14 protein-coding genes and 2 tRNA genes are annotated in these 15,124 nt (G+C 44.5%); 8 read left to right on the forward strand and 8 right to left on the reverse strand.

Features of this window, described 5'->3' with window-relative positions:
* Positions 1 to 69 precede the first annotated feature (69 nt).
* Together pckA and AB5627_RS06955 are read left to right on the forward strand one after the other, a co-directional pair.
* Positions 70 to 1,674 carry a phosphoenolpyruvate carboxykinase (ATP) gene (gene pckA / locus AB5627_RS06950; RefSeq protein WP_022287493.1) on the forward strand — a complete coding sequence of 535 codons (1,605 nt, stop codon included), beginning with the start codon at positions 70 to 72 and terminating at the stop codon, positions 1,672 to 1,674.
* 121 nt (positions 1,675 to 1,795) lie between these two features.
* Positions 1,796 to 2,446 (forward strand): YitT family protein, encoded by a 651-nt coding sequence (locus AB5627_RS06955; protein WP_022287492.1) that lies wholly within the window; start codon positions 1,796 to 1,798, stop codon positions 2,444 to 2,446.
* A 109-nt stretch (positions 2,447 to 2,555) separates the two neighbouring features.
* Here AB5627_RS06955 and AB5627_RS06960 read toward each other — a convergent pair.
* Positions 2,556 to 2,645: transfer RNA gene (locus AB5627_RS06960), tRNA-Ser, on the reverse strand.
* A gap of 22 nt (positions 2,646 to 2,667) precedes the next feature.
* Positions 2,668 to 2,756 (reverse strand) — tRNA-Ser (locus tag AB5627_RS06965).
* A gap of 245 nt (positions 2,757 to 3,001) precedes the next feature.
* Here AB5627_RS06965 and ilvB point away from each other — a divergent pair.
* From ilvB to ilvC, 3 genes are all read left to right on the forward strand, one after another.
* Entirely contained in the window at positions 3,002 to 4,627 is a 1,626-nt protein-coding gene (gene ilvB / locus AB5627_RS06970) for a biosynthetic-type acetolactate synthase large subunit (RefSeq protein ID WP_022287491.1), read from the forward strand.
* A gap of 118 nt (positions 4,628 to 4,745) precedes the next feature.
* Entirely contained in the window at positions 4,746 to 5,243 is a 498-nt protein-coding gene (gene ilvN / locus AB5627_RS06975) for an acetolactate synthase small subunit (RefSeq protein ID WP_022287490.1), read from the forward strand.
* 68 nt (positions 5,244 to 5,311) lie between these two features.
* The gene (ilvC, locus tag AB5627_RS06980) at positions 5,312 to 6,337 is read left to right on the forward strand and encodes a ketol-acid reductoisomerase (protein WP_022287489.1); all 1,026 of its coding nucleotides are present in this window, start codon (positions 5,312 to 5,314) and stop codon (positions 6,335 to 6,337) included.
* A 264-nt stretch (positions 6,338 to 6,601) separates the two neighbouring features.
* Here the strand turns inward: ilvC and AB5627_RS06985 are convergent, their stop codons facing one another.
* The 6 genes from AB5627_RS06985 to AB5627_RS07010 all read right to left on the reverse strand — a co-directional run bounded on the left by AB5627_RS06985 (position 6,602) and on the right by AB5627_RS07010 (position 11,703).
* Positions 6,602 to 8,131, reverse strand: coding sequence for a hypothetical protein (locus AB5627_RS06985; RefSeq protein ID WP_022287488.1), 1,530 nt, complete (start codon positions 8,129 to 8,131; stop codon positions 6,602 to 6,604).
* Positions 8,128 to 8,619 (reverse strand): RNA polymerase sigma factor, encoded by a 492-nt coding sequence (locus tag AB5627_RS06990; protein ID WP_117864722.1) that lies wholly within the window; start codon positions 8,617 to 8,619, stop codon positions 8,128 to 8,130. Before AB5627_RS06990 ends, AB5627_RS06985 begins: the two co-directional genes overlap by 4 nt.
* Positions 8,620 to 8,730: 111 nt before the next feature.
* Complete coding sequence (locus AB5627_RS06995; RefSeq protein ID WP_041337507.1) at positions 8,731 to 9,225, reverse strand: hypothetical protein; 495 nt, start codon at positions 9,223 to 9,225, stop codon at positions 8,731 to 8,733.
* Positions 9,225 to 9,893: a tRNA (guanosine(46)-N7)-methyltransferase TrmB gene (trmB, locus tag AB5627_RS07000; protein ID WP_041337508.1), complete on the reverse strand. Its 669-nt coding sequence runs from the start codon at positions 9,891 to 9,893 to the stop codon at positions 9,225 to 9,227. Before trmB ends, AB5627_RS06995 begins: the two co-directional genes overlap by 1 nt.
* An 18-nt stretch (positions 9,894 to 9,911) precedes the next feature.
* A complete protein-coding gene (locus AB5627_RS07005; protein ID WP_051706951.1) occupies positions 9,912 to 10,448 on the reverse strand; it encodes a hypothetical protein in 537 nt (178 codons plus the stop codon).
* A gap of 13 nt (positions 10,449 to 10,461) precedes the next feature.
* Positions 10,462 to 11,703, reverse strand: a complete 1,242-nt coding sequence (locus tag AB5627_RS07010) for a galactokinase family protein (RefSeq protein ID WP_330042906.1) — start codon at positions 11,701 to 11,703, stop codon at positions 10,462 to 10,464.
* Positions 11,704 to 12,294: 591 nt separating this feature from the next.
* On the opposite strand from AB5627_RS07010, the gene iorA reads away from it, so the two are divergent.
* From iorA to AB5627_RS07025, 3 genes are read left to right on the forward strand one after another with little or no spacing between them, the layout of a single operon-like run.
* Positions 12,295 to 14,022, forward strand: coding sequence for an indolepyruvate ferredoxin oxidoreductase subunit alpha (gene iorA, locus AB5627_RS07015; RefSeq protein WP_022287482.1), 1,728 nt, complete (start codon positions 12,295 to 12,297; stop codon positions 14,020 to 14,022).
* 28 nt (positions 14,023 to 14,050) lie between these two features.
* The gene (locus AB5627_RS07020) at positions 14,051 to 14,626 is read left to right on the forward strand and encodes an indolepyruvate oxidoreductase subunit beta (protein WP_022287481.1); all 576 of its coding nucleotides are present in this window, start codon (positions 14,051 to 14,053) and stop codon (positions 14,624 to 14,626) included.
* Positions 14,626 to 15,123 carry an HD domain-containing protein gene (locus AB5627_RS07025; protein WP_117856671.1) on the forward strand — a complete coding sequence of 166 codons (498 nt, stop codon included), beginning with the start codon at positions 14,626 to 14,628 and terminating at the stop codon, positions 15,121 to 15,123. The genes AB5627_RS07020 and AB5627_RS07025 overlap by 1 nt, the downstream gene beginning before the upstream one ends.
* Position 15,124: the final 1 nt, after the last annotated feature.

Raw genomic sequence — 15,124 nt, forward strand, 5'->3', positions numbered from 1 at the left:
TGTGCCGGCGTGTGCTGTTTCATTATAGCGCCTATTAACGATATTTTTTTGAAAAGGAGTTATTGCAACATGTCAAAGATCGATTTGAGCAAGTACGGTATCACCGGAACTACAGAAGTTGTTTACAATCCTTCTTACGAGCAGCTGTTCGAGGAAGAAACAAAGCCAACACTCGAAGGCTATGAAAAGGGTCAGGAAAGTGAGCTTGGCGCAGTAAACGTTATGACAGGCGTTTATACAGGCCGTTCACCTAAAGATAAGTTCATCGTTATGGACGAAAATTCTAAGGACACTGTTTGGTGGACTTCTGACGAGTACAAGAACGACAACCACCCAGCTTCACAGGAGGCTTGGAAGTCTGTTAAGGAACTCGCTATCAAGGAGCTTTCAAATAAGAGACTTTTCGTAGTTGACGCATTCTGCGGCGCTAACAAGGATACAAGAATGGCTATCCGTTTCATCGTTGAGGTTGCTTGGCAGGCTCACTTTGTAACAAATATGTTTATCAAGCCAACTGCTGAGGAGCTTGAGAACTTTGAGCCTGACTTCGTTGTATACAACGCTTCAAAGGCTAAGGTAGAGAACTATAAGGAGCTTGGTCTTAACTCTGAGACAGCTGTTATGTTCAACATCACAAGCCGTGAGCAGGTAATCATCAACACTTGGTACGGTGGAGAGATGAAGAAGGGTATGTTCTCAATGATGAACTACTTCCTTCCACTCAAGGGCATGGCTTCAATGCACTGCTCAGCTAACACAGACAAGAACGGTGAGAACACAGCTATCTTCTTTGGTCTGTCCGGTACAGGTAAGACAACACTTTCTACAGACCCTAAGAGACTTCTTATCGGTGACGACGAGCACGGCTGGGACGACAACGGAGTATTCAACTTCGAGGGCGGCTGCTATGCTAAGGTAATCAACCTTGATAAGGATTCTGAGCCTGATATCTACAACGCTATCAGAAGAGACGCTCTTCTTGAGAACGTAACTCTTGACGAGAACGGCAAGATCGACTTTGCTGATAAGAGCGTTACAGAGAACACTCGTGTATCTTATCCTATCGACCATATCCAGAACATTGTAAGACCTATTTCTTCTGCACCTGCTGCAAAGAACGTTATCTTCCTTTCAGCAGACGCATTTGGTGTACTGCCTCCAGTATCTATCCTCACACCAGAGCAGACACAGTATTACTTCCTCTCTGGCTTTACTGCAAAGCTTGCAGGTACAGAGCGTGGAATCACTGAGCCTACACCAACATTCTCAGCTTGCTTCGGTCAGGCTTTCCTTGAGCTTCACCCAACAAAGTATGCTGAAGAGCTTGTTAAGAAGATGCAGAAGAGCGGTGCTAAGGCATACCTGGTAAACACAGGTTGGAACGGCACAGGCAAGAGAATCTCTATCAAGGATACTCGTGGAATTATCGACGCTATCCTTAACGGCGATATTCTCAACGCACCTACAAAGAAGATACCACACTTTGACTTTGAAGTTCCAACAGAGCTTCCAGGTGTTGATCCTGCAATTCTCGATCCTCGTGACACATATGCTGACGCTTCCGAGTGGGAGACAAAGGCTAAGGATCTTGCAAGCAGATTTGTTAAGAACTTTGCTAAGTATGAGGGCAACCCAGCAGGTAAGGCTCTTGTATCAGCAGGTCCAAAGGAATAATCAATAACTCTGATACTATTATATAGTATAAAAGCTGCTGTGCCTTTTGGTGCGGCAGCTTTTTTGTGCTCTTGAAAAAGTGTGATGAAGGTGGTATAATTGGTATGGAGGCGAATTTGGTTTGGAAAAGAAGAATTATGCCGCAAGGGCGGCTATATATGCCATGGGGCTTGTGATACTTGCCGCAGGGATAACGATGAACATCAAAACAGGGCTAGGTGTATCCACTATTATATCAGTGCCATTTGCCATATCGAGTATATGGGACGTGAATTTTTCTCTTGTGACTTTTGCTACATATGCACTGTTCGTTGTGATAGAAATGATAATAAAAGGTAGCGACAGAACTGTTATAGACTGGCTGCAAATACCATTCAGTATTGTGTTCAGCCTGCTGCTGAATATGTTTTCAAAGCTGCTTGATTTCAATTTCGGACATTTGTGGGAAAACACGCTGTATCTTGCAGCAGCGATAATCTGCACGGGTGCGGGAATGTCAATGATGATAGCCATGAAGTTCGTGCCGAACCCAGCCGACGGTCTTGCCCAGGCTATAGGAAAAGCCTTTGGAAAGAACATGGGCTTTGGCAAGAATATTCTTGACGCATCGTGTGTTGCCATTGCCTGCGTGATAGGTCTGCTGTTTGACAAGCGGATAATAGGTATCGGTATCGGAACGGTGGCGGCAATGCTCCTTGTGGGAAGGTGTGTGGCAGTATTCGACCATTTCTTCAAAAACAGAATGAAAAGTGCCGCAGGGCTTGCAGAATAAAAAAACGCCGCAGAGGACAGATATCTCTGCGGCATTTGTGTATTTATATAATAAAAAAATCCGCTCTACATAACGTAAAGCGGATACAAGCAAAAGCTTAGACTTTTGCTGGCGCGGATTGAGAGATTTGAACTCTCGCGCCCGTTTCCAGACCTACTCCCTTAGCAGGGGAGCCCCTTCACCACTTGGGTAAATCCGCAAACCTGTATATATAAAAAATGTGGCGGACAGGGTGGGATTCGAACCCACGGTACGTTGCCGTATCACTGGTTTTCAAGACCAGCTCCTTAAACCACTCGGACACCTGTCCACATTAATTATTTGTTTTTGTGTCGTTCTCTCTCAGCGACTTAATTATTATAGCACAGTTCATCTGTCTTGTCAACCCCTTTTTCAAAATTTTTTGCGAAATTTTTTGAAGCATAAATATTCCTTCGTATGCTAACGATACTTGACGAAATCTTATAAATATGGTATAATAAATCACAGCTTTGTATGTTTTATCACTTTATATGATAATTTATACAGAAAATTTTTTATGGAGGCGACTTTATTATGAAGATGACTGTAAGTCAGGCTATGGTTGAATGTTTGAAAGCTGAGAACGTAAAAGTCGTCTTTGGCTATCCCGGAGCTGCTATCTGTCCTTTCTATGACGCTTTGCTGGATGCTGAAAACGACATCAGGCAGGTGCTCGTGAGACAGGAAGCTAACGGTGGTCATGCGGCTAACGGCTATGCACGAATTTCAGGCAAGCCTGCGGTCTGTATCGCTACATCAGGTCCGGGTGCAACTAATCTTATTACTGCTATTGCTACCGCTTATGCGGATTCTATACCTATCGTGTGCATAACAGGTCAGGTGAATACCGACCAGATAGGCTCTGACGTTTTTCAGGAGGCTGACATTACAGGCTCGGCTGAGCCGTTCGTTAAGCACAGCTATCTTCTCAAAGACCCTGAGGACACTGCGAGAGTGTTCAAGGAAGCTTTCTATATCGCAGGTACGGGCAGACCGGGTCCAGTGCTTATAGATATCCCTATGGACGTTCAGAAAGCTGTTATCGACTTTGAGTATCCTGAAAAGTGCGAGATAAGAAGCTATAAGCCTACCACAAAGGGCAACTACGTTCAGGTAAGGCGTGTAATGGCGGCACTGGAAGAGGCTGAGAAGCCGCTTATCTGTATTGGCGGAGGCGTTTTTGCCGCTCACGCTGAGAACGAGATAAGAGAGCTTGCCGACCTTATGCAGATACCTGTTATCACAACTATGATGGGCATTTCTGTTTTTCCTGATGACGACCAGCTTTTCTGCGGCATGATAGGAACTCACGGTGTTAAAATGGCAAACGCCGCTGTGAACGAGTGCGACGTGCTGTTCCTTGTGGGTGCAAGAGTTGGCGACAGAGCCGTTAAAACACCTTTGGCTCTGGAGAAAACTACTAAGATAATACATATAGATATCGACCCTGCGGAGATAGGCAAGAATATCGGTGCTGACCTGCCTCTCGTTGGTGACGCAAAGCTTGTTTTACAGCAAATGACGGAGCTTGCAAAGCCTATGAAGCACGATGAGTGGATAGCTCACATCAAGACCCTTGGGGGCGAGAGAAAGTATGTTGAGCCTGCAAAGGGTACTGTTAATCCGAGGGTGTTTATCGACAGGCTTGCAAAGAAAATGCCTGCCAATGTTACTGTTGTGGCGGACGTTGGACAAAATCAGATATGGACCTGCACTGAATATAAGTTCCGCAAAGAGGGCAGACTTCTTACCTCAGGCGGCATGGGTACGATGGGCTATTCTGTGCCTGCGGCAATAGGTGCAAAAATGGCTGACAACAGCAGAGCAACAGTTGCTATATGCGGTGACGGAGCTTTTCAGATGTCGTTCATGGAGCTTGCAACAGCCGTTCAGTTCGGTGTTGATATAAAGGTGGTAGTAATGACAAACAACCGCCTTGGCATGGTAAGAGAGCTTCAGACAAACGGCTATCATGACAGACAGACAGCAGTTTTTCTTGACGGCTCTCCTGACTTTATTAAGCTTGCAGAAGCTTATGGCATACCTGCAATGAGAGTTTATGACGATGCGACCATGGAAAAGGGCGTCGAGATGCTTGCTGAACATAAAGGCATTTGCCTTGTTGAAGTCGTTGTGGATAAGGATATGCCAACATTATAAGGCCAATATTTTAACTATCTGTAGCGTTTACAGTATATAGCGTTTGCGTTCAAAAAATTTTAATAATAAGCTGATATAATAAATAAACAAGGAAAGGTTTCCTTATGGAGGTTGATTTATGAAACATACGATCTCAGTTCTTGTAGAAAACCACAGCGGTGTTCTATCAAGAATTTCCGGACTGTTTTCAAGACGTGGGTTCAATATCGAGAGCCTTGCAGTAGGTCCAACTCATGACCCTGACGTTTCAAGAATAACGATAGTTGCTGACGGTGACGAGCATACAGTTGAGCAGATCGAGAAACAGCTCAATAAGCTTATAGAGGTCATCAAGGTAAAGACATTTGAGGCTAATGAGTATCTCGCAAGAGAACTTATGATAGTCAAGGTGTCTGCGGTCGCAAACAGACGCAGTGAGATAATGACTATTGCGGATATCACAGGGGCTAAGGTCATGGATATAACGCTTACGACAATGACATTGGAGCTTTGCGACACTTACGCTCACCTTTGCAGATTTGAGGAGGTCATAGCACCTTACGGAATAATCGAAATGGTAAGAACAGGCACTATCGCAATAGAGAAAGGCTCTGACACATTCAATGCAGGCAAATAAACTTTGATTATATAGCCGAAAGGCTACATAAAATAAATCTTAAATTTCTGAATTTGGAGGAATTAACAATGGCACAGGCAAGAATATTCTATCAGCAGGATTGCGACATTAACGTACTCAAGGGTAAGAGAGTTGCCATTATCGGTTACGGTTCACAGGGTCACGCTCATGCACTCAACCTTAAGGAGAGCGGTGTTGACGTAGTAGTAGGTCTTTACGAAGGTTCTAAGAGCTGGGCAAAGGCTGAGCAGCAGGGTCTTACAGTTATGACAACTGAGGAAGCTGCAAAGACATCTGACATCATCATGATCCTTATTCCTGATGAGAAGCAGGCTGCACTTTATAAGAAATCTATCGAGCCATACCTCACAGAGGGTAAGACTCTTGCATTCGCACACGGCTTTAACATTCACTTTGGCTGCATCGTACCACCAAAGAATGTCAATGTTATCATGATCGCGCCTAAGGCTCCTGGTCACACAGTACGTTCTGAGTATCAGGCTGGTAAGGGTACACCTTGCCTTATCGCAGTTGAGCAGGACGCAACAGGCAACGCACAGGATATCGGACTTGCATATGCACTTGGTATCGGCGGAGCAAGAGCAGGTGTTCTTGAGACAACATTCAGAACAGAAACAGAAACAGACCTCTTCGGTGAGCAGGCAGTTCTCTGCGGTGGTGTTTGCGCACTTATGCAGGCTGGTTTTGAAACACTTTGCGAAGCTGGTTATGACCCAAGAAACGCATACTTTGAGTGTATCCATGAGATGAAGCTCATCGTTGACCTTATCTATCAGTCAGGTTTCGAGGGCATGAGATATTCTATCTCTAACACAGCTGAGTACGGCGACTATGTCACAGGTCCAAAGATCGTTACTGAGGACACTAAGAAGGCTATGAAGAAGGTTCTGTCTGACATTCAGGACGGTACATTCGCTAAGGACTTCCTCCTTGATATGTCTGACGCAGGTTCACAGGTACACTTCAAGGCTATGAGAAAGCTCCACGCTGAGCATCCTTCTGAGAAGGTTGGTAAGGAGATCAGAAAGCTCTACAGCTGGAACAACGATGACGAGAAGCTCATCAACAACTAATTTGCAGATAAATATTATTGCATAAAGAAAAGCGACTTGCAATTAACTTTGCAGGTCACTTTTTTCTTTTTTTACTTCGCTACTCTATCTTGGAGCATAGCTTTTATTTTGTGGCTCGGTGACTTTACCATTGTTTAATTAGCAAGTTTGTTGACTAACTTTGTTTTTTTATCTCGCTACTCTATTTTAGAGTATAGCTATTATTTTGTGGCTCGGTAACTCTACCTTTGTTTAGTGAGCAACCGAGCTACCAACATTGTTTTGTTAAGATAATGCACTGTCATTTTGGTCATAAGTTTCAACGCTGTCATGCTCATCAGTGGTGTATGAATAAACCATATCCCCCTCAACTGTGACATCCACCTGGGTTACATCATATGCACTGCCGTCCTTATCCTTTTCAAAGTATATTGAAAAGTCAAGTCCGGATAAATCATAGGAGCTGGACTCTTTGTCATATGGCAGAGTTTCTACCCAAAGTCCATATGCGAAAAGCTCCGGCGTGATGTTATCTTCTTTGTCCATATCTGGCACATACGACATTGCAAGCTCTTTCGCAAGGTCGAGTGAGGTCACATTGTCAAAGTGAAGCTTCTTGCCGCTGGTGTTATACTTTGTTACAAGCGCCTGCGCCTTTTCAAAAATATACTGCGCCGTGGCTGACGGGTCAGCTTCCACAGTGCTGGTGCTTGAAAACGGAGCGGAATCATACACCGCCCAGCTTCCGTCATTGGCGTAGCTATACAGAGTAAATCTGTTTGTGAACATATCCACAGTGAAATAATCTGTCGCCATATTGAACTGTATGTCCGAATCGTTGACGATATTCAGGGTCAGGAGGTTCAGACTTTCGTTTGTGATATATCCATTTTGCGCATAGTCTGACTTTACATATTCTGTTGTATTGTTGCTGTTCATGATATCGTTGTAATAATTATAGTCAGCAGGGGAGTAGCTAAAAATGGCATTGTCTGGGTTTTTCATAGAGCTTTCGTCATAGATATCCAGCAGGTCATTTTTGAGGGTTTGAGCTATAATTTTGGCATTTTCAGTGAAGCTTTCGCCGCTTCCGTATTTGAGAGAAACGCTGTTATCGCTGTCTGAAATGGTTATCTTGCAGTTGTTATTCTCAATATGGGCTTCTATTCTGCAATTCACCGCCTTGTTAAAAGCGTCCTCATCAAGGGTTTTTATCTCCGACAGGATATCGATTACCAAAGAATTTGGCTCATAGCTGTTATCATCTGTCAAAAAATCCACGCTTGGAAGTCCGCTGTCGGTTTTCTCCAGCAGGTCAACGTAATACCTTGTGCCGTGTTCCTTGCCCTCGATATTTTCGTCATAGTTGCCGCTGTAGACAATATCGCAGTATGCAGGGCTGTTTTGTATTATGTCGAGATTTCCTACCGTAAAATTTGCGCTTTCAAGCACTGTGTCTGCAAGCTTTATAAAGTCTGCTGAACACAACTGCAGTGTACCTGTATCGCCGGATACACTGCTGTTTGCAGGTGGAGCTGTGCCTGCGTTCGGCTCGTAGTCATGGATATTTCTTGTCATGTAAATTCCGCCTGACATTACAAGCGCCACTGCCGCCGCTGCCGCAACTACCTTTGCACCCTTGTGTCTTGCGACTATGGCAGGCTGTGTCGGCTCGGTTTGTGGTGTGAAAGTATCCGTATTTATATCTCCGTTTTGTTGTGGAAAACGCTTTTTGAGCGTTTCTTTGAGCTGATCTTTCTTTTGTTCCGATAGGCTTGCGTTTGCAAAATAATTCTTTATATCTCTTTCGTTCATACGCTCATCTCCTTTTCGTAGTCTGAAAGTGAAAGCTTTAGTTTTTCTCTTGCTCTTTTCAGCCTTGATGTGACCGTGCCCTTGCTTGTTCCCAAAATGTCGGCTATCTCATCGGTCTTGCAGCCTTGATAATAAAAAAGATAAAGCACTATCCTGTATTTTTTATCCAGCCTGTTTATAGCGTTTTGCACATCTATCTGCATATCAGGTGATGAAAAATCGCTGCTTGCACTTACCTCATTTTCTGCACGCAGACGTCTGCCTGCCGACCTTAGCAGGTCTTTGGATAGATTTATCGCCGTTCTCAGCAGCCACGCTTTAAGATGCTCGTCATCATTGAAGAAAAGCTCACCCTGCCTTGTGAAATATTTTATTATGACCTCGCTGACTATATCCTCCGCCTCGTGAACGCTGCCTGTGACTGCCAGTGCCGCTCGGTAGATATCGTCTGAAAATTTGTCAACTATGTAGTCAATATCTCTTGTCAAAGCTGTCACCTCCTTTGTTGTTTTGAAAAGCCTTTCATCTATAACACGAATGTAAAGACCGTTTGATTGCATAAAAAAATGGACGAAAAAATTTTTTTCGTCCATAAAAAATCAGCTTTTACTTGTTTTTACATAAGACCACCCGTCACCGAGGTTATCCTCGCCCCCTGATGAGCTTATGGGTGAGCGGTAAATATAGTAATGATCATAAATGGTATAGAATTTCACTGTCAAGCCGTCGCTGTCGATGTATGTAACGTTCCTGCGCTCCAACTCCTCAAGTTCTTTCTTCACAGACTTGCAGGCATTGTTTTCAGTGAGCGATTTAATGGAGCATTTGCCCTTTGGTAGTGTCGGCTTTTCGCATGAAATGCTTTCTATCATAAACTCCGCAGTGGTCTGAAAGTTAGTCTTATTGTCATTGAAAACGGCTTTTATCTGGCTGTCGGAGCGCATATAGTGCTGATGCCAGAAGCCGAGTGCTACTGCTAAGATTATGACTATCCAAATTATCCACTTGGCTTTTCTGCCTGTTGACCATTTGCGAAGCTTGCCGTCAGTACCCATATCTTTCTCGCTGACAATTGGATTTATCTGCTCGCTCATTATTTTACGAACGCCTCCAATCTGTAGATAGGCATACCCATGTCTGAGAATTTCTTCTCATATTCCGTTACGATATTGCCCTCGAAGCCACTGTTGTGAAGGTCGAGAGAAATGTTTTTAAGTCCGTAATTTGCCGCAGAGAACTCCTCCAAGGAGAACTCAAAGAAGTGCATATTGTCGGTCTTTTGGTATATCTCGCCCTTGTCCACAAGAATACGTCTGTATATTTCAAGAAAAGCTCGGTATGTGAGCCTATGACGTGCATATGTATTTTTAGGATACGGACAGCTAAAGTTAAGATAGATACACTCCACTGACTTTTCAGGGATAAAGCAATCCAGATATTCAGCCTCGCCCCTTGCAAATCTCAGGTTCGGTATGCCCTCGTCTATAGCCATTTGTGCGGCATCAACTATAACGTTACTGCTTTTTTCTACTGCAAGGAAATTCTTGTCAGGATTTCTCTTTGCTATCTCTCTTGCAAACTGACCCTTTCCACAGCCTATTTCCAGCACAAGGGGATTGCTGTTTCCGAATATCTTCTCAAAGTCAATAAGCTGTTTGTTTGATTTGTCCTGAAAATTCTTCTCGTCACGGTCAAGATATAAAATATAATCTCCGCAGGCTTCAAGACGTGCCTCAAGATTTTTCTTTCTTCTCATTCTCATATGGGATAAACTCTCCTGTTATTTATTAGAATATTTGTGCAGAAAATAGTCCTTGTCAGACGTGACCTTTAGCCACTGCACAGCCGACCCTGTGAGCATATTTTCATAAGGATAAACTGTAAGCATGACTTCGGGTGTGTCCTCACCGCTGAAATGAGGGGTCACCTTAAAAGCTATCTCGCAGTTGAGCCGTTGGACGACCTCTTCCTCGGTGAGCTTTCTGAAAAGCATTGAGGTGTCCTTTTCGGTGATAGGTATTTTGGTAAACTTCGCCTGATAAATTTTCTTGCCGTCCTTTTTGGTGACAAGTGAAAAGCCATGCTTCACAATGGTTATCTTTCCGCCATGGTTTTCGTAGTATTCAAGGTTTGAAAAGGTAACACGTCCGTCATTGACAGCTTCACCAGATATCGAAACGCAAAGCCCTTTGTCTGACGCTTTCCCTGCACTCTCCACTCCGAAAGCAAAGGGAAGTCCGTCTATCATTATCTCTCCGCAGGTGGAAAACTGCAACTTCACCTGCTTTTTCTTCAAGCCTGCAAATGGATTTTTCATGACAACTCCTATATTAAAGGTCGATCTGCACGCCGCCAACAGGTCTTATGGACAGCACATAGCATGAGCCTTCGCCGAATACTCTCTCCATTTCAGCCTTGAAAGCTTCAAGCTTCTTTTCAGGTACGAACGCTTGGATAGTTCCTGCAAAGCCACCGCCGTGTACTCTGCAAGCACCCTCACCGCCAAGAGCCTGCTTTGCAAGATACAAAGCAAGTGAAAGACCCTGCTCGTTTGGGGCAGAAGAAGCATAGATGTTCTGAAGATATTTGAATGATGAATCGCCTGATTCATTGATAAGGCTAAGGAAAGCGTCAAAGTCGCCATCTGAAAGTGCGGAAGCTTCCTTGCCAACTCTCTCGTTATCGTCAAAGAAGTGGAGCGCTCTAAGCACAGCTCTGTCACTGCACTTTTCTCTAACGGCACAGATGTTTTCAAGAAGCTGTTCCTTTGTTATCTCTCTCAGCACCTTTTTTCCAAAGAAAGCCGCAACAGACTTCATTTCCGCAGGGATAGCCGCATACTCAGGGGTGAGGTCGGCATGGTTGCCCTTTGTGTCAACGATACACAGTGCGTGACCGCTTTTTGTGAAATCGAACTTTACAGAGTCGATAACAGGGTGCTTTTCGTCAGCAAAGTCGATAGTGATAAATCCGCCTACTGATGAAGCCATTTGGTCCATAAGACCTGACGGCTTGCCAAAATATACATTTTCCGCAAACTGAGCTATCTGAGCTATTTCCACAGCAGAAACCTCGCCCTCGTTGTAAAGACCGTTGAGGATAGTTCCGATAAGCACTTCATAAGCCGCAGATGAAGAAAGTCCAGAGCCTTTGAGCACGTTTGAAGTAGCATAAGCCTTGAAGCCTCCGACATTGTGACCATTATTCTTAAAGCCTGCGGACATACCTCTTATAAGTGCCGCAGATGTGTTTTTCTGCTCTTCGTAGATAGTGTCGTCATCAACGTTCACAGTGTCCATTGGGAAGCCCTCGGACTTTATTGTAATAACGTTCTCTTCGTTGTCAGGAGCGACAGCGGCAATAACGTCGAGTGAAACGCCTGCTGCAAGAACACAGCCGAAGTTGTGGTCGGTGTGGTTGCCGCCTACCTCAGTTCTGCCTGGAGCTGAGAAGAAAGCAGTTGGCTTTTCACCGAAAAGCTTTTCAAATTCATCTGCAACTCTGTTATATCTTTCTCTCTGAAACGCTGTCATATCGGCTGTGTAGACCTCGTCAAGTGTGTATTTTTTCATTATGTATATCCTCCGAACGTAAATATAAGTATACCTTGTTATTATACAACATTTATGCTCTTTTTTCAAGTACAATTTTTTAAACAAGTGAGGAGGTAAGAATGAGGAATGAGGAGTGTTAAGAGTGAGGAATGAGGAATTATGGTATCGCCTGGCGGCGATTTATTTTATTGCAAAAATGTCAAATCAACGGGCGAACACTGTTCGCCCCTACATACAAACAGCGTATTTACGTTGATTGTAGGGGACGGCGCCCTCGACGTCCCGCTTGTTTAAGCCTTTTGCAACACTCTTGTATCGCCTGTCGGCAATCTATTTTTTGTTGCTCAAAACGTGCGCTGCACGTTTCATGTGTGCGTGTATGTGTGCCTATAGGTGAATTTTTGCACAGAAGCTCCCTTGATATTTTATGCAAACTGACAAAATTGCCGTAAGCAAACTTTTTATAACGCTCTATTGGTGCTTTAAATCAAAAAAGTTGTTGCATTTTGGTGAAATTTGTGGTATAATTACTTGTATCTATTTTAATTATTGTTTATTTCTACCGACCACGAAAAAATGGTCGGTGCAGTGAAAGGAAAGATTTATTGTATGAAAAAACTAATGCTTGGAAACGAGGCGTTTGCAAGAGGTCTGTATGAGGCAGGCTGTAAGGTTGTATCATCTTACCCTGGTACTCCGTCAACTGAGATAACAGAAGCTGTTGCAAAATATGACGAGGTATATGCTGAGTGGGCGCCTAATGAAAAGGTGGCAATGGAAGTTGCTCTTGGTGCTTCTATAGGTGGTGCAAGAAGCTTCTGCGGAATGAAGCACGTTGGTCTTAACGTTGCCGCTGACCCTCTTTACACAGCAGGCTACACAGGCGTAACGGCAGGTATGGTAATAGCTGTCGCCGATGACCCTGGTATGCACTCGTCACAGAACGAGCAGGATTCACGTCACCATGCTATCGCTTCTAAGACAATGATGATAGAGCCTTCCGATTCAGGAGAGTGCAAGGAGTTTGCTAAGGCTGCTTTCGAGCTTTCTGAAAAGTTCGATGTTCCTGTTATCGTAAGACTGTCCACCAGAGTTTCTCACTCTCAGTCAGCTGTTGAGCTTTGCGAGAGAGAGGAAAGGGAGAATATCCCATATGAAAAGAATATCCAGAAGTATGTTATGATGCCTGGTAACGCTATCCGCCGTCACCCTGTTGTTGAGGCAAGAATGAAAGCTATCGCTGATTATGCCGAAACTTCACCACTCAACAAGGTAGAGATGAACGATACAAAGATAGGCGTTATCACAAGCGGTATCTCATATCAGTATGCAAAGGAAGCACTTGGCGACAAGGCTTCATATCTCAAACTCGGTATCGTAAACCCAATGCCAATTCAGATAATAAAGGACTTTGCCGCAAAGTGCGAAAAGGTCTATGTGATCGAGGAACTTGACGATGTTATCGAAACACATTGCAAGAAGAACGGTGTGAACGTTATCGGCAAGGAGCTTTTCAGCCTTATGGGCGAGATATCACAGACTATCGTTGCTGAAAAGATACTTGGCGAGAAGCCTGAGTATATCACATTTGAGGATAACGTGCCTGTAAGACCTCCTGTTATGTGTCCGGGATGTCCTCACAGAGGTCTGTTCTATTGCCTGCATAAGCTGGGCGTTATGGTATCAGGCGATATCGGCTGTTACACTCTCGGCGCAACAGCACCGCTTTGTGCTATGGATTCAACTATCTGCATGGGTGCTTCTATCAGCGGACTTCACGGATTTAACAAGGCAAGAGGTGCAGAGGCTGAGAAGAAGTCTGTTGCCGTTATCGGTGACTCTACATTCATGCACAGCGGTATGACAGGTCTTGTGAACGTTGCATATAACTCCACAAATTCAACTGTTATCATTCTCGATAACTCTATCACAGGTATGACGGGTCATCAGCAGAACCCTACAACCGGTAAAAACCTTAAGGGCGACCCTGCTTATGCCGTTGACCTTGAAATGCTCTGCCATTCACTTGGTATCAAGAGCGTAAGAGTCGTTGACCCATATCACATGGCTGAAACAGAGGCTGTTATCAAGGAAGAGCTTGCCAAGGAAGAACCAAGCGTTATTATTTCAAGACGTCCATGCGCACTTCTTAAATATGTAAAGCACAATCCACCTCTCAAGGTAAACAAGGATAAGTGCGTTGGCTGTAAGCAGTGCTTGAAGATAGGCTGTCCTGCTATATCTATCCATGACGGCAAGTGCGTTATCGACCATACACAGTGCGTAGGCTGCGGCATATGCAAGGAAATGTGTAAGCTGGGTGCGATATGCGACTAATGATAACATATATTTCGAGGTGTAAATAATGAAAACAAGATCAATTATGATAGTGGGCGTAGGCGGACAGGGTTCACTGCTTGCGTCAAGAATAATAGGAAACGTGCTTCTCTCACAGGGGTTTGATGTCAAGGTCAGCGAGGTACACGGAATGAGCCAGCGTGGCGGCTCTGTTGTTACATACGTTAAGTACGGCAGCGAGGTATGCTCGCCTGTAGTTGAAAAAGGCGAAGCTGATATCATCATCAGCTTTGAACAGCTTGAAGCCGCAAGATATGTTTCATATCTCAAGAAGGGCGGACATATCATCACTTCAACTCAGCAGATAGACCCAATGCCTGTTATCACAGGTGCGGCTGTTTATCCTGAGGATATCATAGGCAAGCTTAAAGCAGAGGGCGTTGACGTTATCGCTGTTGACGCACTGGCACTTGCAGAGCAGGCTGGTACTGCAAAGGCTTCAAACGTTGTTCTCATGGGTGTTGTGTCAACTAAAATGGCTTTTGACGAGGACGTTTGGCAGAAGGCTCTTGAAAACTGTGTTCCTGCAAAGTTCCTTGAACTGAATAAAAAGGCGTTCGCTCTCGGCAGAGAGGTAAAATAATGGACGAGATAAGCGGTCTTATCATAAAAATGACCGAGTTTTTCAGCGGCGACCCTAAGCGTATACAGCACTTTATAAAGGTGCATACCTTTGCCCGTGTTATCGGCAGGGCAGAGGGGCTTGATATCCGTGCTATGTACTGTCTTGACGTTGCGTCGGTGGTGCATGATATAGGCATAAAGCCTGCGGAGGAGAGATACGGCAAGGGTCACTGCGGCGGAAAGCTTCAGGAACAGTTAGGTCCTGAGCCTGCACGGAAAATGCTCACAGAGCTTGACTTTGACGAGGATATCATAGACAGGGTGTGCTTTCTTATCGCACATCATCACACCTATGAGGGCGCCCAGGGGCTTGACTGGCAGATACTCTTGGAAGCAGATTTCCTTGTGAACGCTTTCGAGGACAGCCTTTCCAAAGAGAGCATAAAAAGCTTCCGTGACAAGGTGTTCAAAACGAAAACAGGCATTAAGATGCTTGAAGAAATGTACGGCGTATGAT

Origin of the sequence: Ruminococcus sp. RTP21198st1_G1_RTP21198_201120 (assembly GCF_040924265.1) — a bacterium.
In the GTDB taxonomy this organism is placed as follows: Bacteria; Bacillota; Clostridia; order Oscillospirales; family Ruminococcaceae; genus Hominimerdicola; species Hominimerdicola aceti.

What these genes read in the sequence shown, in the direction of transcription:
- AB5627_RS07020 (WP_022287481.1), top strand. Translation starts at nt 14,051, where the DNA reads ATGAAAACAAGATCAATTATGATAGTGGGCGTAGGCGGACAGGGTTCA.
- iorA (WP_022287482.1), top strand. Translation starts at nt 12,295, where the DNA reads ATGAAAAAACTAATGCTTGGAAACGAGGCGTTTGCAAGAGGTCTGTAT.
- trmB (WP_041337508.1), bottom strand. Translation starts at nt 9,893, where the DNA reads ATGAGAATGAGAAGAAAGAAAAATCTTGAGGCACGTCTTGAAGCCTGC.
- ilvB (WP_022287491.1), top strand. Translation starts at nt 3,002, where the DNA reads ATGAAGATGACTGTAAGTCAGGCTATGGTTGAATGTTTGAAAGCTGAG.
- AB5627_RS06995 (WP_041337507.1), bottom strand. Translation starts at nt 9,225, where the DNA reads ATGAGCGAGCAGATAAATCCAATTGTCAGCGAGAAAGATATGGGTACT.
- ilvN (WP_022287490.1), top strand. Translation starts at nt 4,746, where the DNA reads ATGAAACATACGATCTCAGTTCTTGTAGAAAACCACAGCGGTGTTCTA.
- AB5627_RS07010 (WP_330042906.1), bottom strand. Translation starts at nt 11,703, where the DNA reads ATGAAAAAATACACACTTGACGAGGTCTACACAGCCGATATGACAGCG.
- AB5627_RS07005 (WP_051706951.1), bottom strand. Translation starts at nt 10,448, where the DNA reads ATGAAAAATCCATTTGCAGGCTTGAAGAAAAAGCAGGTGAAGTTGCAG.
- AB5627_RS06985 (WP_022287488.1), bottom strand. Translation starts at nt 8,131, where the DNA reads ATGAACGAAAGAGATATAAAGAATTATTTTGCAAACGCAAGCCTATCG.
- pckA (WP_022287493.1), top strand. Translation starts at nt 70, where the DNA reads ATGTCAAAGATCGATTTGAGCAAGTACGGTATCACCGGAACTACAGAA.
- AB5627_RS07025 (WP_117856671.1), top strand. Translation starts at nt 14,626, where the DNA reads ATGGACGAGATAAGCGGTCTTATCATAAAAATGACCGAGTTTTTCAGC.
- ilvC (WP_022287489.1), top strand. Translation starts at nt 5,312, where the DNA reads ATGGCACAGGCAAGAATATTCTATCAGCAGGATTGCGACATTAACGTA.